The sequence below is a fragment of the Emcibacter nanhaiensis genome (genome assembly GCF_006385175.1).
GTDB classification, from domain to species: domain Bacteria; phylum Pseudomonadota; class Alphaproteobacteria; order Sphingomonadales; family Emcibacteraceae; genus Emcibacter; species Emcibacter nanhaiensis.
Genome location: NZ_VFIY01000014.1, coordinates 144,300 through 165,709 on the forward strand (window position 1 = coordinate 144,300; position 21,410 = coordinate 165,709).

Here is a 21,410-nt window from a genome sequence, read left to right on the forward strand (position 1 = left end):
TCAGTCGCATCCAGAACAATGGCATTAGCCGCACTCATCCTGGTGAGTCTGTGGCACGGGAGCCTTTTTGCCGTCGTTCTGAATGAAACGACCAGACAATCGAACATTTCTCTTGGTGAGTCGCTCATCAGTGGCGACTACGCGCCCCCCGCCGAAAATGTCGAAAATGGCCATTTCTTCCAGCTTTCCTATGACGCGAACCAAGCCGTCAGAACTACTCAACAATTTGATCTGGCTGAAAACGTCAGTTCAGGCTCTGAACCGCAGAATGACCCGGCGCAGAGGGAGATGTCGCTTTCCGACAGCAGCCTTTTCGAACAAAATATCGGCTCATTCCTGGAAAACCTGAATGATTCGCCGACACTGAAAACCATTTACTTTAACTCGCAACAGTTGAAGTTTAATTTCCAGAGCAAATTTGTCAATGAGTTCGGTGAACTTGTGGGCGATGAGATGCCGCTGGACAAACGCCTGTTCATGGATAATTCCGACGCCCTGGGGATAACGGCGTCATCTTCGACGTCGCGGGGTTATATAGGTGGCCGATCCCTGGTTGACCAGATTGTCGAAAGCCTGCAATCCCTCGCGGCAATCATCATTCTGTTTTTCGCCCTGATCTATTTGTCCTTCAGGTATGTGCTCAACAAATATATGTGAGCACTCCCGGCGCTCACTCTAGAGATTTCCCTGCGGCCTGATTCCGGAGACATCGGCCGACAGTTTACGGCCGGCCAGTGCGCCGAGCCAGTCCAGGCCCCTGCGCAGTTTGACTACTTCCCCGATCACAATCATGGCCGGCGCTTTTATATTTTCCCGCTCGATATCCCGACCACACCGCCCCAGCGTCGTCACCACCACTTTCTGGTCTTTGGTCGTCGCCTTGCTGATGATCGCGACCGGCTCCTCCGGTGAACGTCCGGAAGACAGAAATTTTTCCGCAATCAGCTCAATCCGGCTCAACGCCATATAGACCACCACGACAGGCGAGGATTTCGCCAGCGCTTCCCAGTCGATATCCTTGGCCAGGCCGCCATCTTCCCCATGCCCCGTGAGGAAGGTAACGGCGGAGTTCGTATGCCGGTCAGTCAGCGGGATACCGGCATAAGCCAGCCCGCCGACGCCGGCGGTGATACCGGGAATAATCCGGAAGGAGACATCATTCTCGACCAGATGACGGGCTTCCTCCCCGCCCCGTCCGAAAACCAGGGGGTCACCGCCCTTAAGCCGGAGGATTTTCTTTCCCTCACGCGCGAGACGGACAAGATGCTCGGATATATCCTGCTGTTTGCGGGACGGCATGCCGCCCCGCTTGCCGGCAAAATCCAGGCGCACGCCTTCCGCCGCCATCGCCAGGATTTCCTCACTGACCAGGGCGTCATAAACAATGACATCCGCCTGCTGCATGCCTTTCAGGGTCAGCAGCGACAGCAGGCCCGGATCCCCCGGACCGGCGCCGGCAAGCCAGACCTGCCCGGCAACCATATCGGGCAATTCCCCAAAAATCCTGTCAAAATCCATTTCAGAAACTTTCGCTGTCAACAGCACCGTCATACAAAGTGTGGCGAAAAAAGAAAAGTGCGGATTTGTTCATTATATTTTCACTGGTTTCCTAGTATATAGTGGAAAATCAATCGATTGAGGTAAAAAACAACAAAACGGAGGACGTTGTGTCGTCTCGCAAAATCAGCCCTGTTATCCTGTCCGGCGGATCGGGAACAAGACTCTGGCCGCTGTCCAGGGCGCTTTATCCGAAACAGCTTCTGCCGCTGGTGGGGGAAAACACCATGATCCAGGAGACCGTCAAGCGGGTTTCCGATCAGGACCTGTTTACGCAGCCGCTGATTATTGCCAACGAGGAACACCGTTTCATTATTGCCGAACAGTTGCGCCAGCTCGGCCTGGATGACCCGGAAATCATTCTCGAACCGGAGGGGCGCAACACTGCGCCGGCTGCCGCTCTCGCCGCCCTGCATCTGGAGAACACCAACCCCAACGCACTGATGCTGATCATGCCGTCAGATCATATCATTACTGATCAGGAGGCCTTTATTGCCGCCATCAACAATGCCCTTCCGGCAGTGGCCGAAAACCAGGCCCTGGCGACCTTCGGGATTATCCCGACAACGCCGGAAACCGGATACGGTTACATTAAAAAGGGCGCTGAACTGGAAGGCTGCACCGGTTGCCACCAGGTTGCCGAATTCCGCGAGAAACCGGACCTGACCACGGCACGCTCCTATGTGAAAAGCGGAGACTACCTGTGGAACAGCGGGATATTCCTGTTCCCGGCCAGAACCTTCCTCGATATCCTGAGCAAATTCGAACCGGAGATGCTGGACGCTTGCAGGAACGCCATGGCCGATGTGGAAAAAGACCTTTGTTTCCTGCGCCCGGGCAAGGAAAGTTTCCTGGCCAGTCCCTCCAATTCCATTGACTATGCCGTGATGGAGCGCACCGACAATGCCACCGTCATTCCGGTGGATATGGGCTGGAATGATATCGGCTCCTGGTCCGCGCTGTGGGAAGTTCAGGACAAAGACAGCGACGGCAACGTCTGCCAGGGCGATATCATCGCTCACAGCAGCCGTAATTGCCTGCTGAAATCAGAGGGACCGGCCATTGCCGCCATCGGGCTGGAAGATATTGTCGCCGTCGCCACCGATGACGCAGTCCTGATCAGCCATAAGGACCGCACCCAGGATGTGAAGGAAGTGGTCAGCCACCTGGCCCGCGAAGGCCGGGATGAACATATTTCCCACACTGTCGTCTACCGTCCCTGGGGCTCTTACCAGACCTCCGATATCGGTGACCGTTTCCAGGTCAAACGGCTGACTGTCAATCCGGGGCAGACCCTGTCCCTGCAGAAACATCATCACCGGGCCGAACACTGGATTGTTGTCCAGGGCCGGGCCGAGGTCACCATCGACGAAAACGTGAAAATGCTGAACGAAAACGAGTCCTGCTACATCCCCATTGGCTCCGTCCACCGCCTGGCGAATCCGGGTAAAATCCCGCTGCATATTGTGGAAGTGCAGTCCGGCTCCTATCTGGGAGAAGATGATATTGTCAGGTTCGAGGACACCTACGGCAGAAGCTGATTTTCCTGGAGACACCTTTAAGAGGTTGATTCCAAAAGGAATCATGTTGCACCGCGAAAAATACCTCCTTTGACCGAGCGGACAACAGTCAGTCTACTCAACCAGACAATACTTGTTTTACTGGAAAAAACTGCGTTAAGCGTTTATTTACCCTGTTTTTTATCGGGGTGTTAACGATGTATGTCGTACAAAATACAGTAATTTTATGAAAATCAGATTTTAATTGTATTGAGTACTGTTGGATAGACGCGGATGGAAGCAAAATTAAAAATCTTGGCAGCAATCGGAACAGTTGCACTTGGCACCTGGATTTATTCCGATTTTGTTGACACCGATTCTACCCGCGACGCCTTGAAGAAGCAGGCGGAACCGTTTGTCATCGTCGAAGACGGCACCTTTGAGAAAACCGTCGACAACCTCCTGAAGAAACCGGAAGAAAAAGACGCCGACCCCATCGCCCCGGTTGGCAAGGATGGCACGGTTGCCCCGATCCGCAAATCAGCCCTCACGCCGCAGGGACCGATCTACGATAAGGAGACTCCCTCTCCCGTATTCCCGGACGCCGGGGAAACTGTTAAAGCCATTACCCTGGAAGATGCCCTGGCCGCCGCCATCGACGGCTCGGAAGAGTCGCTCAAGATCCTGCAGGACTATTTTGACGAAACCGCCGGCATTCCCGAAGAAATCAGTGAACGCACCTCGGACCTGCTGAGCGCCCTCGGCAAAATGCCGCTGGAGAATGACGTCCTTGAACAAGCTGCCCGCAGAATTATCGACGCCGCAGCCCGCTCCGCCTCTTCAGCCTATGCCATGCCCTTTACCTCCCTGTCCGAATTCGGCCTGGCGGCCGGGGATTATGGATGGGACCTGGGCCCTGACGGTAAAACGCCGCATCGCGGCTTTATGCGCGTCGGCCCGAAAAGCGACCTGATTGGCGGCAAGGGGTTCGTGGCGCTGGAAGCCAGCCCGGAGAATGATTTCATCAAGGACGGCGTGCTGAATGTGGACAAATTCGGCACTACCGATGTGGAAGCCGGCACCTACCGCCTGTTTGTGGTCACCACCACCCTGCCCTCCGGCGGGCGGCTGGCCTATCCGTTCGGCCGCAAATTCGGCTTCAACGGGAATGAACTCCGTGTTGTGGACGCCGGCGCCGGTAGTGGCAAACGCCAGGCAAAACTCACTTCCGGCGGCATTGCACTCGAGAGCCTCCCCGGCGATCAGGATGATGAAACCCCGCTTGTTCCTATAACTTCCAAAGAAGAAGGGGAACCTGAAGGCTGGCTGATGACCTCCCTGATGCGGACCGGCGGCGAGCCGGTGCGCCTCGCCTTCGAAAAGCTGGGCAACGAGGAAACCTATATTGTGGGCATCGTCATCAGCCCGACCAGCCTCGAGGATTTCGAAGAAAAGCTCAATGAGCAGCTTCTGGCCTTCCTCAATGATATTGCACCGGCAGCCGGCGGACCGGGCTATACCGGGCCGTTCGGAAATGACTTTACCGCCAGCACCATCGCCCAGTTCTTCACCAACCCCAATACCCGTTCCGGCCTGGGCCCCAATGCCAGCCCGGTTGACGCCTTTGGCGGCGGTGACGGCGGCGGTGGAGGTGGCGGCGGTATCATCATTGCTGATACTGACTCTGACAGTGATACGGACACTGATACGGATACCGACACGGATACGGATACGGACACGGATACCGATACGGACAACGACACTGATACCGATACGGACACTGATACCGATACCGACACGGATACGGACACCGACACGGATACGGATACCGATACCGATACCGATACCGATACCGATACCGATACCGATACCGATACGGACAACGACAACGATACCGATACGGACACTGATACTGATACCGATACCGATACCGATACCGACACAGACACGGATACGGATACGGATACGGATACCGACACCGACACGGATACGGACACCGATACGGACACCGATACGGACACAGACACAGACACAGACACGGATACGGATACCGATACCGACACGGATACGGACACCGATACGGACACCGACACAGACACGGATACGGATACGGATACGGATACGGATACCGACACCGATACCGATACCGATACCGATACGGACACTGATACCGATACGGACACCGACACAGACACAGACACAGACACAGACACGGATACGGATACGGATACCGACACGGATACGGACACCGATACGGACACCGACACAGACACAGACACAGACACAGACACAGACACAGACACAGACACAGACACTGATACCGATACGGACAACGACACCGATACCGATACGGACACTGATACCGATACGGACACTGATACCGATACCGATACGGACAACGACACGGATACCGATACGGACACAGATACCGATACCGACACCGACACGGATACGGATACCGATACCGATACGGACAACGACAACGATACCGATACGGACACTGATACTGATACCGATACCGATACCGACACAGACACAGACACAGACACGGATACCGATACCGATACGGACACTGATACCGATACGGACAACGACACCGATACCGATACGGACACTGATACCGATACCGATACGGACACTGATACTGATACCGATACCGATACGGACAACGACACGGACACAGATACCGATAACGATACCGATACCGATGATGACCTGGACGCAGATGCCGGCCCGGACCAGACCATCCTCCTGGGTGAAGATTTCGATCTGAACGGTTGCGGCTCAACCTTCAACGAGAATTCACTCTGCGATCTGTTTGCCGATCAGGACGAACTGCTGGCCGAACTGCTGCTCAGCGAACCGGACTTGTTCGATATCCGCTGGATCCTGGGCGGTGAAACACTCAATATCGGTGACAGTACCAATCCGCTGCTGCTGACCAATGTGATCGAGAACAACCCCGACCTGTTCCTGGGTACAGGGATCTATGAAATCGTTCTTGAGATTATCTATGATGATGCACTGACCGACACGGATGAAATGATCCTGCGTATTATCGGGATTTCTGTGCCACCGGTGCTGTCACTGACTATCATTGGCGCATTACTGATTATCCGTCGTAAAAACCGGTCCAAATAAACACCATATCGAATAAACAGGGGCAAACCATTGCACTGGGGAGTCATGATCAGAGCCGTCCTGGCCGCCGCGATACTTGTCGCCGGAATTATCACATTCTTCCTGCTGCCGGAAAAAAAGTCAGCAGCGGCAGAGCCATTCCCGGGAGCAACAGATCTGTTTGCCGAGATCAGGATGGCCCTGATCCACGGGAACGAGGAGGCGTTATTCCAGGACCCTCCCGAACTGGAGCGGTTTGACCCTGCCATTTCCCACCTCTATGTCACCCTGTTTCAGCCGGGCGCGAAACCGCTGCGCTGGGGCACCAGGCGGGACAGTTTGACGGAGAGCCTGCAGCGCGTCATAAGCAAAATCCGCCACCACCCGCGGTTCACCGACTTTGATGTGGCAGATCCGGCCAGGACCCGCATCAAGCTGGAATATCTTGTCAACCGCATGCCGATGGACGATATCAGCCTGCTGGGCACGCAACGGAAAGATCAATATCGGTTCGAGCCGGGCATTACCGGCCTGCATTTCAGCTATAGCGGCCAGGATTACTACTACCTGCCCACCGAGGCCTATTCCAAAAGCCATATGAGCCTCAACCAGACGTTCGATTACCTGAGCCGGCGCCTCGGCTTTGAAGACCGCTCCCGGCGCAAGAGGATCGCACGCGTCAAGGACAGTATTTCCGACGTGGAGCTGATCGAAAGCCGGGCCTACATCAGCTATCAGGACAAGGTGCTGGCGCTCTATCGCGGCTATCCGGATCCTTATTCGCAGGATAAGGAGGACATCCGGCGCGCCTTCCTGTCCGGCGTGGACTGGATGCTGGACAATATGAAACCAAACGGCCAGTTCCTGTATTTTTACGACGGCTATAGCGACAGCTATGACGATTACCAGCACCCGCGTAACCCGGATTATTACAATATCCTGCGGCACAGCGGCGGCACCATCACCCTGCTCTGGGCCTACAAGCGAACCGGTGAGCGGAAATACCTCGACGCGGCCCGCCGCTCGATCGGGTTTTTCCTGCAACAGACCCGCACCCGCGACATTGATGGAGAAACCGGACGCTATGTCTTTTTCAACAAAAAAAGCAAGCTGGGCGGTGAAGGCATCGGCCTTGCGGCCCTGATGCGCTATTATGAGCTCAGTGGCGACGGCCGTTTCCTCGAGGAAGCTCACCAGATGGCGCGGCACCTGCTGTCGCGGATTGAGCCGTCCGGGGAATTCATGACCTATTTCATCCATCTCAGGTTCAACAACGGTGCGCCCCTGCTGACCATCCCGGACGAGGACCGCAAGGAACTGTTTTCCTTTTATTATCCGGGTGAAGCCCTGATGGGCCTGGCGCTGTATGAGAAACATGCGCCGCTCTCGGACCAATGGCGCGCTGAAATCCGCCAGATGTCCCGCAAGGCGCTGGATTTCCTGATTTACGAGCGGCCGAAGAAATATCCCGACCAGTTCCTGCCGCTGCCGGCAGACGGCTGGCTGATGCAGGCGATTGAGGAATGGTGGGCCCGGCCGGATATGCAAAACCAGGATTATGCGGACCATGTCTATGCCGACGCCCGCAAAATGATCGATCACATGTATCTGGAGAATAATGCGCCCTACAAGGACTATATCGGTCATTTCTTCTACCGGCACGGCGACCACGCCTATCCGGACGGCGCCCGGGCCGAAGGCATGCTGTCAGCCTATTTCCTGGCCAAACTGCAGGGCCGCAGGGAAGACGCCAACTACTTCCTGCATTATAACCACAAGGCCGCCCGGGCCCTGATGCAGACCTACAACAGTCCGGAATCCAGCTATTTCGCCCCCAATCCGGACCAGCTGGTGGGATCGTTCCGCTTCAAGCTGACCCGGCAATGGGTGCGGGTCGATTCCGTCCAGCATACGGCCTGCTTTTTCGCCAGATTGTATCCCGAGTTGAAATAAACAACTTATAGTTGTATTATATCCTCCACACAACCTTGGGGGATTTCATGCATATGGCCATCGATTTTCTGCTTGTGCTCAAGCTGTTGTTCTATCCGGTTGCCGGCCTGATCCTGGTCAGCAGCCTGGACGACCTTTTTATCGATCTTTGTTACCATATCAGGACTATCTGGCGCCGGCTCTATACCTACCAACGCCATCCGGCCATGCAGCACCCGGACCTGCGGGGAAAAGGGGAACAGCCATTTGCCGTCCTCATCCCCTGCTGGCAGGAAGCAGACGTGATCCGGAATATGCTGGAAAACACGCTCAGGACTTACGAATATCACAACTATCATCTTTTCGTCGGCATTTACCCCAATGATCCGGACAGTGCGGCGGAAGTCGAACATGTCGCCCGGCAATATAGCCGGGTTCACGCCTGCCCTGTTCCCCGTGACGGCCCGACCGACAAGGCCGACTGCCTGAATGCCACCCTGCAGCGGGTATGGGAATTTGAACGGGAAAACGACCTGGAGTTCACGGGCTTCGTCCTGCATGACGCCGAAGATATCATCCACCCCCTGGAACTGAAACTGTTCAACCACCTGATTGATCGCAAGGATATGATTCAATTGCCGGTCATCCCCCTGGAACGACCGCTCGGGAACCTGACCGGCGGTCACTATCTGGATGAATTTGCGGAAAATCACTGTAAGGAACTGGTGGTGCGGGAAGCCCTGACCGGCCTTGTTCCCAGCGCCGGGGTAGGCTGCGCCTTCAGCCGGCGCGCCTTCAGGAAGCTGCAAAGCCGGGGCGACGTGTTCCGCTCCGGCAGCCTGACCGAAGATTATGACCTGGCGCTCCGGCTGGGCGCTCTCGGCTGCAGCGAGATATTCGTGCGCTTTCCCCAGAAGGCCCGCGACGGTAGAAGCAGCCTGATTGCCACCCGTGAATATTTTCCCGACACGGTCCGCGGCGTGGTACGGCAAAAATCCCGCTGGCTGATCGGCATCGTCTTCCAGGCCTGGCGGCGACGGAAATGGCCGGGCTCGCTGGCCTTTCGATACATATTGTTCAGGGACCGCAAGGGCTTCTTCACCGCCTGGCTGAATATGGCCGCCTATCTGCTGCTTCTGGGCGTCCTGCTCTATTGGTCACTCTCTGTCACAGTCTTTGCCAACATGAGCATGCCGCCGCTGATGCGACGTGGCGAGCCGCTGGAATATCTGCTGTGGATCAACCTCGTCCTGCTGCTGAACCGGGCCCTGCACAGCGTGGCCTTCTGTTACCATACCTACGGGCCGGCCTGCGCGGCCCTGTCCCTGCCCCGACAGGTCTGGGGCAATGTCCTTAATTTTCTGGCCGGGTTCCGGGCATTCCGGCTCTACAGCCTGCACCTGCTCACCGGGCGCCCGCTGTCATGGGACAAGACCGCCCATCAATTCCCTGACGCTGAAGAGCTGGCACCGCTACGACTGGGCGATATGATGCTGCAACAGCAACTGATCACATGGGACGACCTTGACAAAGCCCTGCTGCTGCAACGGACGTCTCCCCTGCCGCTCGGCAGGATCCTGCTTGCTCAACAACTGATAGACCAGGCCATGCTGGACCGGCTGCTGACTGACCAAACACGCAGGCGGGAGCAGTCCCATGCGGACAAGGCTTAAGTTCACCCTGCTTCTTGTCTCGGTTTCGGGCTTCCTCTCGCTCCTCTTCCATCTGGGATGGACCTCGGATGTTTTCCGCCAGGAGCGGGCCTGGTACCACCGCTTTCCCAAGCAGGACAGGGGAGAGCCGCCGACCACCCCTGCCGCACCCGCGATCTCCATACCGATACCTTCCCCGGTACCACCCATTGCCTTGGCGATGTCAGTCAATGCCGAAATAACAGTCTCTGCAGGTCCTGAAGAACCGGTTCCAAAGCCGGCCCCTGTCGCGCCGCCAGACAAGCCCCCCGAACAGGCCAAAGAAAATCCGCGCCTCGAGGTGAGACTGGAATTTGACGAAAACATCGACCAGGTGCACACTGCGGAAAAGAACGATTGGTACAGCCATGCCGACAAAGGCTACCACCTGCTTGCCGCAGGTGATCATGCCGGCGCCATCGATGCCTTTGAACAGGCGCTCGAACTCAACCCCGACCGAACGGAACTCAAACTGCAACTGGCCTACAGCGCCCTGAAGCTGCACCGGAACAGGCAGGCGGTCCGGTGGTTTTCCGCTGTGGTCCGCGACCGGGAACCAGCCCCTTCATTTGCCTTGCGGCGGCAGATTGAGGAGCTGGAAAACCGCTGGTCGGCGGACGGTTACCTGATTTATCGGGACCAGCAGGATGACTTCGGGCCGCTCACCGGCCCCAACCTGGTTCAGTCCCAGGCCGGTCTGGAGCTTTCCTGGCAACCACCCGGGATCGGTTATAACAACGGTCGCAAACTGGCGCTCTATGGTCGCCTGCTGTGGGCGCTGGAAGAGGAAAGCCTCAGCTTCAGCGACCGCAGCTATCAGGGCGGGGTCGGCCTGCGCTACAAGCCGCTCTCCCGCCACAATCTGGTGCTGTCGGTGGAACGGCTGCTGGAGGTCGGCAGCTTCGCCCGCAACGACTGGATGCTGCGGGCCGGCTATTCCCTGGACCACGGCACCGACTGGCAGCCCGCGCGCCGCTGGTGGAGCTGGAGTCTCTATGTTGACGCTGCGATGATCCGTCCCCGGGACCCGGACATCTACCTGACCTTCCAGGCGCAGGGCGGCCCTGCCTTTCGCCTGACAGAACAAATGACAGTCCAGCCCGGCGGTCTGGTTCTGGTCAACTGGCAACAGGACCGATACCGCACGGCACATTTGGTCGAGGGCGGCCCCGGTGTCAAATTCAGAATTTACTTTAATGAAAGCCGCTATGAAGCCTGGCGCAGTCACATCGAGCTTGCCGTCGACTACCGGTTCCGGATTGCCGGCAACAGCCTGGGGGGAAGCGGGCCGGTGGCCATCCTGCTATTTCACTTTTAAATAGCGGGAACTTCGTTACAATAGGGAGCATGACATTTTTTCCGTTCCGAAACCCCGGGGGCTTCCCATGCGCTTTCTCACTATCCTGTTTGTCATCCTTGCCGCTTTTCCGGCCTTTGCCGACGAAAACACAGAAAAACAGAAACTGGTCGTCGAGATCATGAAGGAATCCCGGATGACGGAAACCATGAACAAAAGCCTGATTGCCGTGGGCGACCAGCTCAAGGCCAACCTGCAGAAGATGCGGGGCAAACTGTCCGATGAAAAAGCCGCTATCTTCCAGGAAGTTTTTGAGGAGGAAATGACCAAGGTCTCCAACCGGACCGCCGCCTTTGGCGCCGGCTTCATGGTGCAGAACTACACCATCGAGGACCTGCAGGTGATGCTGGAATTCTACAAATCGCCAACCGGCAAGAAAAGCATGGCCCTGATGCCGCAGATGATGATGCAGACCCAGAAGTTCATGCAAACCATCCTGCCGGACGCCTTTGCCAATATTCAGCAGAAAATCCAGACCCGGTTTGATGAAGCGGATGCCGAAAACCCGAGCTGAAACTTAACTATCAACTTCTATCCAGCTGTCTTGCCCGGACAACCCCAGGCAAACCGACAGCAGCATTTTATTCATGGGGGAGATTATTCCATGCGCTTTATCGCTCTTATCCTGCTTTGCTGCTTTGCTTCGCCCGCTTTTGCCGATGACAATACGGAAAAGCAGAAGCTGATCGTCCAGATCTTTGAAGAAACGCATATGGACCAGACCATCAACAAGAGTTTTAAGCAGCTTTCCACTGTCCTGAAGCAAAACCTGCTCAGAAATGCCAAGAATCTGACGGCTGAACAGATCGGTATTTTCTCGGAAATCTTTGAACAGGAAATGATCGGCCTGACCGACGATGTCATGGCCTTTTCGGCCGATTTCTGGGTCCGCAACTTTACCCTGGAGGAGATGCAGTCGATTCTGGTTTTCTACCGGACTGATGCCGGCAAAAAATCCATTGACCTTATGCCCCAGCTGATGGTGGAAAACCAGCAATTCATCCAGAACAAACTGCCCGGCATGCTGCAAAACCTGCAGCAGAAATTCAAACAGCGCCTGGAACAACAGCAGGAAAGCAATCCCAGTTAAACAGGCTTGGTTCCTGCCTGCGAAATCCATATGCCTTTCCCCCGCTTTTCCTGTAATATGGAAAAAAAAAGGGGATGGAAATGAAATATCTTGCACTTCTTGGCGGGCTCCTGACGTCCGGCGGCTTTCAGCCTGCAGTCGCCTGTGAACAGGCCGATCTGGTCCTGCATAACGCCACCATCTATACAGTCAATGACAAGGCCCCCCGCGCGGAGGCTCTCGCCATCCGGGACGGAAAATTCATTTATGTCGGCAACGAGGACGGGGTAAAGCCCTATCTGTGCGGCGGCAATGACATCCGCGACCTGAAGGGCATGGCGGTCTATCCGGGCTTTACTGATTCCCATTATCACCTCAAAGGCGTTGGGTACCGGGAAAAGGAACTGAACCTGCAGGGCGCAGAGAGCCTGGCGAAGATGCTGCAACAGGTGTCCGCTTATCTGCAGGCCCATCCGGTCGCGGAAGGCGGCTGGCTCACCGGGCGAGGCTGGATCGAAAAGACCTGGCCGGAAAAACGTTTTCCCACCCGGCAGGAAATTGATGAGATTGTTCCGGACCGGCCCGCTTTTCTGGTCCGCGCCGACGGCCATGCGGGGATCGCCAACAGCCTGGCCCTGAAGATGGCCGGTATCAACGCCGCCGCCCCGGACCCCAACGGCGGGGAAATCCTGAAGGATGCCAGCGGGGAACCCACCGGCATGCTGGTGGATAACGCCATGGAACTGGTCACACGTCTGATCCCTGAGCCCAGCCGGGCGGACGACAAGGAAGCCTTCCTTCTGGCCACAGAACGGAATGCCGCCCTGGGCTGGACCCAGATCCAGAATGCGGGCGGCACCTGGCGGGACCTGGAACTGCTTGAGGAACTCCGGCAGGAAGGCAGGCTGAAAACCCGGGTTTATTACGCCCTCTCTGACGGCGCGCCCGCAAAACGGCTGCTGGCCGAGGGGCCAATCACGGACCCGGATCATATGATTGTTGCCCGGGCCATCAAGCTTTATACGGACGGAGCCCTGGGCTCCCGCGGGGCGGCCCTGCTTGCAGACTATGCCGACCATCACGGTAAGGGCTTGCTGCTTACCGATCATGACAAAATCATGCCCATCCTCATCGAGGCCCTGACAAAAGGCATCCAAATTGAAACCCACGCCATCGGGGACCGGGCCAACCGGCTGGTGCTGGACTGGTATCAGGAAGCCTTTAACACCGTGCCGCCGGAACAGCGGAAAGTCAAAGCGCCGCGCTGGCGCATCGAACACGCCCAGAATATCCATCCTGACGACCAGCAGCGTTTTATCGATCTGGGCGTCATTCCCTCCATGCAGGCAAGCCACGCTATCGGTGACCTGCATTTCGCCCGCGATCGCCTTGGCCTGGAACGGCTCAAATATGCCTACCCTTGGAAGGATATGATCAAAAAAGGCGCCGTCATTCCCGGCGGATCGGATGCACCGGTGGAGATCGGCGATCCGCGGATTGAGTTTTATGCCGCCGTTACCCGGAAAGACCTGAACGGTTTCCAGGCGGAAGGCTGGCATCCCGAGCAGGCCCTGAGCCGCGAGGAGGCGCTGAAAATGCTGACCCTCTGGCCCGCCATCGCTGCTTTTCAGGAGGATGTCAGGGGGAGCATTGAAGTGGGCAAGCTGTCCGATCTGACAGTGCTAACCAAAGACATCATGACAGTTCCCGAAGATTTTATCATGAGTGCGGTTACTGCCATGACGGTCGTTGGCGGACACATCGTCGCAGATCCGGTCATTGTTATGGTCACAACCCCAAAGAATGAGCAATGACTTAGCGGCTAAAGCTACTGCAGGCTCTTGGATACAATCTCATAAACATCCGGGGACAGGTCCTTGAAGGAGAGGATCCGCATCAGGACCTTTTTCATCAATTGCTGCCGGTCCGCATCATACATTTTCCAGCGTGTCAGCGGCCGCACCAGCCCGGCTGAAATCTGCGGGTTGATGGGGTCCAGCTCCTCCAGGATATCGCCAAGGAAATTATATCCGCTGCCGGATTTGTCATGGAAATTGACCGGGTTCAGGGCGCAGAAGGCGCTGACCAGGGAGCGCACCCGGTTCGGGGTGCGGATGTCGAAATCCGGATGGCGGCGCAGGTGCCTGACCACATCAAGGGTATCGGCGCGCCGGCTCGTGGCCTGGACCGAGAACCATTTATCCAGCACCAGCGGCTCGTGCCGCCATTTGTCGTAGAAGGTTTGCAGGGCGCCGTCCCGGGCGGCACAGTCGCTGTTCACCAGAGTGGACAGGGCGGCGATTTCATTGGTCATATTGTCCGCATTCATGAACTGCTTGATGGCCAGCTTGCAGACCTCGTCGTCGCCGAGTTCCATCAGATAGCCGAGCGCCATGTTGCGCAGGCGGCGATTGCCGACCGCTTCGGGGGTGAATTCGTAAGCCCCCCTGTCCTCACACAGGCTATAGAGGGCGCGGAAGTCATTTTCCAGGGCATGGGCCAACTGGCCGCGGACAAATTCCCGGGCGGCATGAATGCCGTCCACATCCACCGGCGTGCGCATCTGGCCAAGCACCGCTTCCGACGGCAGCGACAGGATCTCCGCCTTGAAGGCATTGTCCAGTGTGTCATCGTCCAGCACCTTGCCGATGGCATTGATGAACTTGGGATCCAGCTCCATGGCCCGTTGCGCCGCCAGATCATCCACCAGTCCGAGGATGATATTGGCCGACAGGGTCTGGGCCGCTTCCCAGCGGTTGAAGCTGTCGCTGTCATGGGCCAGCAGAAACAGGAACTGATCCTCGTTCAGCCCGGTGCTCAGCTTCACCGGGGCGGAAAAACCGCGCAGCACGGAGGGGACCGGCTGTTCGGCGACATTAACGAAGCGGAAGGTCTGGCTTGCCTCTTTGAGGTCCAGCACCCGGGTGCCGTCCACATCGTGGGGCGCATTCTCCCCTTCCAGCTGCAACGGCAGGTCGGCGCCGTCCGGACCCACCAGCCCCACCGCCACGGGGATATGCATCGGCTTTTTGCCGGTCTGGCCCGGCGTATCCGGCACTGTCTGGCTCAGGGTCAGTTCGAACAGCTCGTTTTCCGCATCATAGCGGCTTTCCACCGTAACCTCCGGGGTGCCGGCCTGGCTGTACCACAGGCTGAACTGGCCGAGGTCGACGCCGGACGCATCCTGCATCGCCGACAAAAAGTCGTCACAGGTCACCGCCTGGCCGTCATGGCGCTCGAAATAGAGGTCAATGCCCTTGCGGTAGTTTTCCGGCCCCAGCAGGGTATGATACATGCGGATTACTTCCGCGCCCTTCTCGTAGACCGTCACCGTATAGAAGTTATTGATTTCAATATAATTATCGGGGCGCACCGGATGGGCCATGGGGCCGCTGTCCTCGGCAAACTGATATTGCCGCAGCATGCGCACATCCTCGATCCTCTTGACCGCGCGAGAGCCCATATCAGCGGAAAATTCCTGGTCCCGAAACACGGTCAGGCCTTCCTTGAGGCTAAGCTGAAACCAGTCGCGGCAAGTCACCCGGTTGCCGGTCCAGTTATGGAAATATTCATGGGCGACCACGGCCTCCACCGCCGCGAAGTCCGCATCGGTTGCGGTCTGCGGATTGGCCAGCACGCATTTGGTATTGAAGATATTGAGGCTTTTGTTTTCCATCGCCCCCATATTGAAATGACTGACTGCCACGATATTGAAGATATCCAGGTCATATTCGAGGCCGTAAACATCCTCATCCCACTTCATGGATTTTTTCAGGCTGTCCATGGCATGGCGGCATTTATCCAGATCCTGGGGCGCGACAAACAGACGCAGGGTGACTTTCTCGCCCGATTTTGTGGTGTAATGGTCTTCCAGATATGCCAGGTCACCGGCCACCAGGGCAAACAGATAACAGGGTTTGGGGAACGGATCGTCCCAGACGACGAAATGCCGGCCTTCACCAAGCAGGCCGTGATCCACTTCATTGCCGTTGGACAGCAGCACCGGATATTTCTCCCGGTCCGCCTCGATCCGTACCCGGTAAGTGGCCATCACATCGGAGCGGTCGAGGAAATAGGTGATGCGCCGGAACCCCTCTGCCTCGCACTGGGTGCAATACATGCCTTTGGAAATATACAGCCCTTCCAGCGCTGTGTTGGCCGACGGGTCAATGTCGTTGCGGATGGTGAGCTCGAATTCTTCCGGCAGGCCGGTAATGGTCAGGGTTTCCTCGCCCACTTCATAATCATCCGCAGACAATTGTCCGCCGTCCAGTTCCACGGACAAAAGCTTCATGTGGCTGCCGTCCAGCACCAGGGGTGTATCCACCCCGCCCGATTGCCGCCGCATCTGCAGGCGCGAGGTGACATGGGTCACCCCTTCTTCCAGCTGAAACAAAAGGTCCACCCGGTCAATGGTATAATCGGGCGCCCGATAGTCCTTGAGATATTTGGTTTGCGGGCGGGCCACAGCCTGGGAAGCGTCTGCCATAATATGTCCTTATCTTGAATGAAATCCGGAACAGGTGCCGGGCGAACTGACAAGCATCATTATTACAGCTTTCCAGACCGATTTGTAAACGATTGCCTTGAAAAGCGTGACCGGCTGCCTCGTCAGCTCAGCAAGGGCCCTCTCCAGCTTTTCATCTTGCGATAGATTGTGGAAGGGTTGATCTCCAGATAGCCGGCGGCCTTGGTGATATTTCCATCACAGAGACGGATGGCTTCTTCAATAATCTCCCGCTCCTGCTCCTCCAGCGGCCGGATGGCCTTGGGCGACATTTTCGGCAGAACCACCACATTGTCGCCGGTCTGGGCCACTTTTTCCACCACAGTGGCGGAAGGCGTTGTCACGTCGTAGCTGTTGAAAGGTGCGGGCAGCATTTCCAGGCTGACTTCCTCGCCATTATGCAGGACCACCACGTTGCGGATGATATTCTGCATCTGGCGCACATTCCCCGGCCAGGGGTGGTGCAAAAAGACTTTTTCCACCTCCGGCGAGAACCGCACGAAATGCTTTCCTTCCTCGCGGGTGAAGTTATCCAGCAGGGCATAGGCGATTTCCAGCTTGTCCCGGCCCCGTTCCCTAAGCGGCGGCATATGGATCGGCACCACGTTCAGGCGGTAGTACAGATCCTCCCTGAACAATCCCGTTTCGACCATTTTGAGCGGGTCGCGGTTGGTGGCGCAGACAAAACGAATATCGACTTTATGGGTCGTGGTGCTGCCGACCTTCTGGAAGGTGCCGGACTGGATAAAGCGCAACAGCTTGGCCTGCAGGTCCATATCCATCTCGCCAATCTCATCCAGGAACAAAGTCCCGCCATCCGCCTTGTGCGCCGCCCCCTCCCGATTATCGATGGCACCGGTAAAGGCGCCCTTGACATGGCCGAAGATCTCGCTTTCCATCAGATCCTTGGGGATGGCTCCACAGTTCAGCACCACAAATTCCTGATTCCGGCGCGGGCTCAGTTCGTGGATCGCGTGGGCGGCAAGTTCCTTGCCGGTACCGCTTTCCCCGGTAATAAAGACTGTGGCCTTGCTGGACGCCACATTCTCAATGGTTCTGTAGACCGACTGCATGGCCAGGGAACTGCCCAGCATGTTACAGAATTCCTTGCGGTCCTCAAACTGGCTCTGATAGCTGTAGACGACCTTTTTCAGCCGGACCCGTTCCAGGGCATTGCGCACGGTAAAGACCAGGCGGCTCTTGTCGAACGGCTTGAGCAGGAATTCAAAGGCGCCCAGGCGCATGGCATCCACCGCCCGCGAGATGGAGCCGTGGGCAGTAATCACAACAACACTGGTTTCAATTTTTTTATCGGAGATATGCTCGAGGATCTGCATCCCGTCCATGTCCGGCAGCTGCATATCAAGCAGAATGACTTCGGGACGTCCCTCCTCCAGATAGTCAAAGGCCTCCCCGCCAGTCGCCACATGGACCAGCTCAAGCTTTTCATCGCTCAGGTATTCTTTGTAGATCGAGGCCAGCGGAAGCGTATCTTCAACAAGCAATATGGTTGGATTAGCCAAGGCGCACCCTGTTATGCTGCAATGCCCGTCGTGCGGGACATTTTAGTATTTGAATATTACTTTAAAATACTAATCCGCCGAATAGAGATCAAGCGACAAATAGGCGGTCGACTTCATCCACCAGGTCCTTCAGGTGGAATGGCTTCTGCAGAACCTTGGAATTCGTCGGACGATCGCGTGTTTTATCCATCGCAACAGCGGCAAAGCCGGTGATGAACATGACCTGCAGCTCAGGCTGCATCTTGGTGGCCCGGCGGGCAAGTTCAATGCCGTCCATGCCCGGCATCACAATATCGGTCAGCAGCAGATCAAACCCTCCACCAGCCAAAAGCGGCAGGGCATCGGTCCCCTGAGCCACGGAAATGACTTTATAGCCGGCCTTTTCCAACGAGCGCGCCAGGAAAGTGCGCATGGTTTCATCATCTTCAGCCAAAAGAATTCGCGTCACTGAGTATACCCTTAATCTCTACCTGTCCGGCGCCCAATCATGAGGCCCGGAATAACCATGGAAATAAATATAGTCATAAATTATCTTTGAAATCTTAATTTTTCCACAAATTATTTGGACCATTCATTCGCTTTTGTTTATCTTTGATCATCTTGCGAAAGATATTTTCAGGGCGGAACCTGTTTACCCCGATGGAAACATATTCGATCATCTCACCGGACACTCCCTCCAACGGCATCGTTTACAACAGCCCGCACAGCGGTCGTTACCTGCCTGTGGAGTTTCTCAACCAATATGAGGGACAGCCGATCAGGCTGCACCAGTCCGGCGACAGCCGGATGGATGATGTGATCGGCGGCATTACCAGCGCAGGCTCCTGTCTGTTTAAAAATCACTATGGCAGGATTTATGTGGATACCAACCGCGACGTCCGGGAAATCGACCCTGCGTGCCTGAAGGACTCGCCCCGCGGCCTGCAATTCATCCGAAGTGAAAAAGTCATGCGCGGCTTTGGCGTTATTCCTATGAAAACCTTCGACGGCAAGGATATTTATCCGGAACCGGGCCTGACCCATGACGCCGCCCGGGCAAGGCTTGAGGAGGTTTATTACCCGGTTCACGAAGCTCTTGCCGCACTGCTTGAACAGGCCCGGGACAGGTTTGGCTATTATCTTCTGGTGGATTGTCATTCCATGCCGTCCTACCGTTTTATGAATTCCCGCCTGCCGTCCAACAGACAGGCGGATGTGGTCATTGGCAATAATTATGATAAAAGCTGTTCCAGGAAGATTTCCCGCTATGTGGCGCAGCATTTTGAAGAGGACGGCCTGTCAGTCCGCTTCAACGCGCCCTATGCCGGTGGCTATAATACCGTGCATTACGGTGTCCCTGACCGGAAACGGCATGCCATCCAAATCGAACTTAACAGAAACCTTTACCTCAACGAGGAAGACCTGTCGCTGAATGGAAACTTCGAAAACCTTCGGGATTCCATCACCAAACTGGCGGATAAACTGAACAGGGAAATCCAGTCCCTGCTCGGCATCTATACTGCTAACAGTGAAAAATAAAAAAGGGCCACCGTTTTTCAGATGGCCCAAGTTTAGGGAGGAAACGCCCACGTAGGGCTCAAGCGTGTATTCCTACACCAAGAACAACGCTCATAACTATATTTAGTAACTCTCCCTCTAAAATCAAGGGGAAAAAAGTTATTGTTTTCCAATAACTTAACCAAAACATAAATGCCACACTGTGTTTTTTTTGCAACACTCGCAAAATTTTGGAAAACCCTTGATTTTCAACAGGATAAATCTTTACCGCGATATCCGCAGACCAAAATACCACAATCCCTCTCTGCAGAAATGTCACGGTGTTTTCTCCTCCTGCGAAACAATCCGGACAATTTTATATTTTTCTTGCAGGGTGATTCGTTTTGCGACATTGTTTGGGGCATCAAATTCCGGCCCGGCGGATGATCAGATTTTCAGGGAAAGAGACTGAATAGCGGCATGATAAACTTTAACGACCCGTTTGTGATGCTTGGCCTGCTTCCCCTTGTGCTGACGATCGTTTCCATGGCGCTGACCAGGGTCTATATCGGGGAAGGACTGGGGAACACCCTTGCCAGCGCCTCCCTGGTTGTTTCCTTCCTGCTGGTGATGCTGATCCATTTCGGCTGGCCTGACATCCCCGCGACCGATCAGCAGGCAAAATTATTTTACCTGTGTCTTTTTGCGCTGCTTTATGGCGTTTTGCTGGACCGGTTCCCGTCCCTTGACAAGACCAGCACCTTTTTCAAGTCAGTTGTGCCGGTCGCCGGTGTGTTCTGGACTTTCGCCCCGTCCGGCCCTTTCACGTTCAGCGAGGCGGAATACCGGGGACTGGCACTGATCACCGTGCTGGCGCTCGGCCACTTTCTGAAGCTGGAGCAGGACTGGCAGGACGGGATTGATATTACCTGGTCGCTTCTGCTGATTGCTGTCGGGGGCATGATTATCGCCTGGATGACAACGGCGGATCCGGTCGCGACACATATTCTGCTGGCATTTGTCTCGGCGCTGGCCGGTTATATGATCCTGAATTTGCCCAAGAAACGATTTCCGCTGGGGGCGGCGGGGCTGTTTCCGTCGTTCCTGATAATTCTCAGCAGCCTCCTCAACATCATCATGAAACAACCGGGGCTGTCGCCGGCCATCTTCCTGCTTTCGCTCATATTCCTTGCGGACGGCATAGGCGGCTTGCTGCCCCTGCAGCTGTCACCACAAGGGAAGAGGCTTGCCACCATGGCGGGCTTGTTCACCCTGTCGCTGGCAGCAGCTTATCTTTAGACATTACAGGCCGTTGTTAAGAAGCGCCTGCTTAAGATGGAATTCGATGCCTGAATGAACTCCTTCACGTTCGAGGAGATCGAGGCCGTCCCGCCATTCCTGCTGTGCTTTTATCTTGTCGTTGAGACGCATATAGATGCTGCCGAGCCGGTAGTGGATGTAACTTTTTTCATTTACGTTTGTGGCGTAGGACTTTGCCTGATTATAGAGATCCGCCGCCTCGCCATAATTTTCCAGTAATAGTTGTCGGTCCGCCGCCTGGACATTTTCAGTATATTTCTCGCTCCCCTGGACCTGCCCCGCAGAAAAAAGGGAAAAAACCAACAACAATAACAATGTGAAAGATTTGCTTTTCATATCCCGCCCCAATCTTTTTTTTA

General features: G+C 55.8%; 17 protein-coding genes. 11 read left to right on the forward strand and 6 right to left on the reverse strand.

The features are described 5' to 3' along the window. Nucleotides 1-18: 18 nt before the first annotated feature. Nucleotides 19-657 carry a hypothetical protein gene (locus FIV46_RS11260; RefSeq protein WP_139941029.1) on the forward strand — a complete coding sequence of 213 codons (639 nt, stop codon included), beginning with the start codon at nucleotides 19-21 and terminating at the stop codon, nucleotides 655-657. An 18-nt stretch (nucleotides 658-675) separates the two neighbouring features. Here the strand turns inward: FIV46_RS11260 and cobA are convergent, their stop codons facing one another. Beyond that, nucleotides 676-1,518 carry a uroporphyrinogen-III C-methyltransferase gene (cobA, locus tag FIV46_RS11265; protein WP_139941179.1) on the reverse strand — a complete coding sequence of 281 codons (843 nt, stop codon included), beginning with the start codon at nucleotides 1,516-1,518 and terminating at the stop codon, nucleotides 676-678. 149 nt (nucleotides 1,519-1,667) lie between these two features. Between cobA and FIV46_RS11270 the strand changes: the two genes are divergently transcribed. From FIV46_RS11270 to FIV46_RS11305, 8 genes are all read left to right on the forward strand, one after another. Beyond that, entirely contained in the window at nucleotides 1,668-3,098 is a 1,431-nt protein-coding gene (locus FIV46_RS11270) for a mannose-1-phosphate guanylyltransferase/mannose-6-phosphate isomerase (protein WP_139941030.1), read from the forward strand. A gap of 273 nt (nucleotides 3,099-3,371) precedes the next feature. Next, entirely contained in the window at nucleotides 3,372-6,197 is a 2,826-nt protein-coding gene (locus FIV46_RS18100; protein WP_219846096.1) for a hypothetical protein, read from the forward strand. 45 nt (nucleotides 6,198-6,242) lie between these two features. Next, on the forward strand, nucleotides 6,243-8,129 hold the full coding sequence (locus tag FIV46_RS11280) for a glycoside hydrolase family protein (RefSeq protein ID WP_139941031.1): 1,887 nt from the start codon (nucleotides 6,243-6,245) through the stop codon (nucleotides 8,127-8,129). Nucleotides 8,130-8,182: 53 nt separating this feature from the next. Next, nucleotides 8,183-9,781 (forward strand): glycosyl transferase family protein, encoded by a 1,599-nt coding sequence (locus FIV46_RS11285; protein ID WP_181163210.1) that lies wholly within the window; start codon nucleotides 8,183-8,185, stop codon nucleotides 9,779-9,781. Beyond that, nucleotides 9,765-11,117 carry an NfrA family protein gene (locus FIV46_RS11290; protein ID WP_139941033.1) on the forward strand — a complete coding sequence of 451 codons (1,353 nt, stop codon included), beginning with the start codon at nucleotides 9,765-9,767 and terminating at the stop codon, nucleotides 11,115-11,117. The genes FIV46_RS11285 and FIV46_RS11290 overlap by 17 nt, the downstream gene beginning before the upstream one ends. Before the next feature lie 67 nt (nucleotides 11,118-11,184). Further along, nucleotides 11,185-11,670, forward strand: coding sequence for a DUF2059 domain-containing protein (locus FIV46_RS11295; protein WP_139941034.1), 486 nt, complete (start codon nucleotides 11,185-11,187; stop codon nucleotides 11,668-11,670). 90 nt (nucleotides 11,671-11,760) lie between these two features. Continuing rightward, nucleotides 11,761-12,246 carry a DUF2059 domain-containing protein gene (locus FIV46_RS11300; protein ID WP_139941035.1) on the forward strand — a complete coding sequence of 162 codons (486 nt, stop codon included), beginning with the start codon at nucleotides 11,761-11,763 and terminating at the stop codon, nucleotides 12,244-12,246. Nucleotides 12,247-12,326: 80 nt separating this feature from the next. After that, nucleotides 12,327-14,039, forward strand: coding sequence for an amidohydrolase (locus FIV46_RS11305; RefSeq protein ID WP_219846097.1), 1,713 nt, complete (start codon nucleotides 12,327-12,329; stop codon nucleotides 14,037-14,039). A gap of 14 nt (nucleotides 14,040-14,053) precedes the next feature. Here FIV46_RS11305 and pepN read toward each other — a convergent pair whose 3' ends face one another. The 3 genes from pepN to cpdR all read right to left on the reverse strand — a co-directional run bounded on the left by pepN (nucleotide 14,054) and on the right by cpdR (nucleotide 18,703). Continuing rightward, complete coding sequence (pepN, locus tag FIV46_RS11310) at nucleotides 14,054-16,714, reverse strand: aminopeptidase N (RefSeq protein ID WP_139941037.1); 2,661 nt, start codon at nucleotides 16,712-16,714, stop codon at nucleotides 14,054-14,056. Between the two features lie 122 nt (nucleotides 16,715-16,836). Further along, nucleotides 16,837-18,255, reverse strand: coding sequence for a sigma-54-dependent transcriptional regulator (locus tag FIV46_RS11315; protein WP_139941038.1), 1,419 nt, complete (start codon nucleotides 18,253-18,255; stop codon nucleotides 16,837-16,839). Nucleotides 18,256-18,343: 88 nt separating this feature from the next. Beyond that, nucleotides 18,344-18,703, reverse strand: a complete 360-nt coding sequence (gene cpdR, locus FIV46_RS11320) for a cell cycle two-component system response regulator CpdR (RefSeq protein ID WP_139941039.1) — start codon at nucleotides 18,701-18,703, stop codon at nucleotides 18,344-18,346. Between the two features lie 191 nt (nucleotides 18,704-18,894). Here cpdR and FIV46_RS11325 point away from each other — a divergent pair, with 191 nt between their 5' ends. Beyond that, on the forward strand, nucleotides 18,895-19,773 hold the full coding sequence (locus FIV46_RS11325) for an N-formylglutamate amidohydrolase (RefSeq protein ID WP_139941040.1): 879 nt from the start codon (nucleotides 18,895-18,897) through the stop codon (nucleotides 19,771-19,773). A 58-nt stretch (nucleotides 19,774-19,831) separates the two neighbouring features. On the opposite strand, the gene FIV46_RS11330 is transcribed toward FIV46_RS11325, so the two are convergent. Then, nucleotides 19,832-20,071, reverse strand: coding sequence for a hypothetical protein (locus FIV46_RS11330; RefSeq protein ID WP_139941041.1), 240 nt, complete (start codon nucleotides 20,069-20,071; stop codon nucleotides 19,832-19,834). A gap of 140 nt (nucleotides 20,072-20,211) precedes the next feature. Here FIV46_RS11330 and FIV46_RS11335 point away from each other — a divergent pair, with 140 nt between their 5' ends. Next, nucleotides 20,212-21,030 (forward strand): hypothetical protein, encoded by an 819-nt coding sequence (locus FIV46_RS11335; RefSeq protein ID WP_139941042.1) that lies wholly within the window; start codon nucleotides 20,212-20,214, stop codon nucleotides 21,028-21,030. A gap of 3 nt (nucleotides 21,031-21,033) precedes the next feature. On the opposite strand, the gene FIV46_RS11340 is transcribed toward FIV46_RS11335, so the two are convergent. Next, nucleotides 21,034-21,387 (reverse strand): hypothetical protein, encoded by a 354-nt coding sequence (locus FIV46_RS11340; RefSeq protein WP_139941043.1) that lies wholly within the window; start codon nucleotides 21,385-21,387, stop codon nucleotides 21,034-21,036. Between the last annotated feature and the right edge of the window lie 23 nt (nucleotides 21,388-21,410).

What these genes read in the sequence shown, in the direction of transcription:
- FIV46_RS11300 (WP_139941035.1), top strand. Translation starts at nt 11,761, where the DNA reads ATGCGCTTTATCGCTCTTATCCTGCTTTGCTGCTTTGCTTCGCCCGCT.
- FIV46_RS11305 (WP_219846097.1), top strand. Translation starts at nt 12,327, where the DNA reads ATGAAATATCTTGCACTTCTTGGCGGGCTCCTGACGTCCGGCGGCTTT.
- FIV46_RS11290 (WP_139941033.1), top strand. Translation starts at nt 9,765, where the DNA reads ATGCGGACAAGGCTTAAGTTCACCCTGCTTCTTGTCTCGGTTTCGGGC.
- FIV46_RS11295 (WP_139941034.1), top strand. Translation starts at nt 11,185, where the DNA reads ATGCGCTTTCTCACTATCCTGTTTGTCATCCTTGCCGCTTTTCCGGCC.
- FIV46_RS11325 (WP_139941040.1), top strand. Translation starts at nt 18,895, where the DNA reads ATGGAAACATATTCGATCATCTCACCGGACACTCCCTCCAACGGCATC.
- pepN (WP_139941037.1), bottom strand. Translation starts at nt 16,714, where the DNA reads ATGGCAGACGCTTCCCAGGCTGTGGCCCGCCCGCAAACCAAATATCTC.
- FIV46_RS11335 (WP_139941042.1), top strand. Translation starts at nt 20,212, where the DNA reads ATGATAAACTTTAACGACCCGTTTGTGATGCTTGGCCTGCTTCCCCTT.
- cobA (WP_139941179.1), bottom strand. Translation starts at nt 1,518, where the DNA reads ATGGATTTTGACAGGATTTTTGGGGAATTGCCCGATATGGTTGCCGGG.
- FIV46_RS11340 (WP_139941043.1), bottom strand. Translation starts at nt 21,387, where the DNA reads ATGAAAAGCAAATCTTTCACATTGTTATTGTTGTTGGTTTTTTCCCTT.
- FIV46_RS11260 (WP_139941029.1), top strand. Translation starts at nt 19, where the DNA reads ATGGCATTAGCCGCACTCATCCTGGTGAGTCTGTGGCACGGGAGCCTT.
- FIV46_RS11285 (WP_181163210.1), top strand. Translation starts at nt 8,183, where the DNA reads ATGGCCATCGATTTTCTGCTTGTGCTCAAGCTGTTGTTCTATCCGGTT.
- FIV46_RS11280 (WP_139941031.1), top strand. Translation starts at nt 6,243, where the DNA reads ATGATCAGAGCCGTCCTGGCCGCCGCGATACTTGTCGCCGGAATTATC.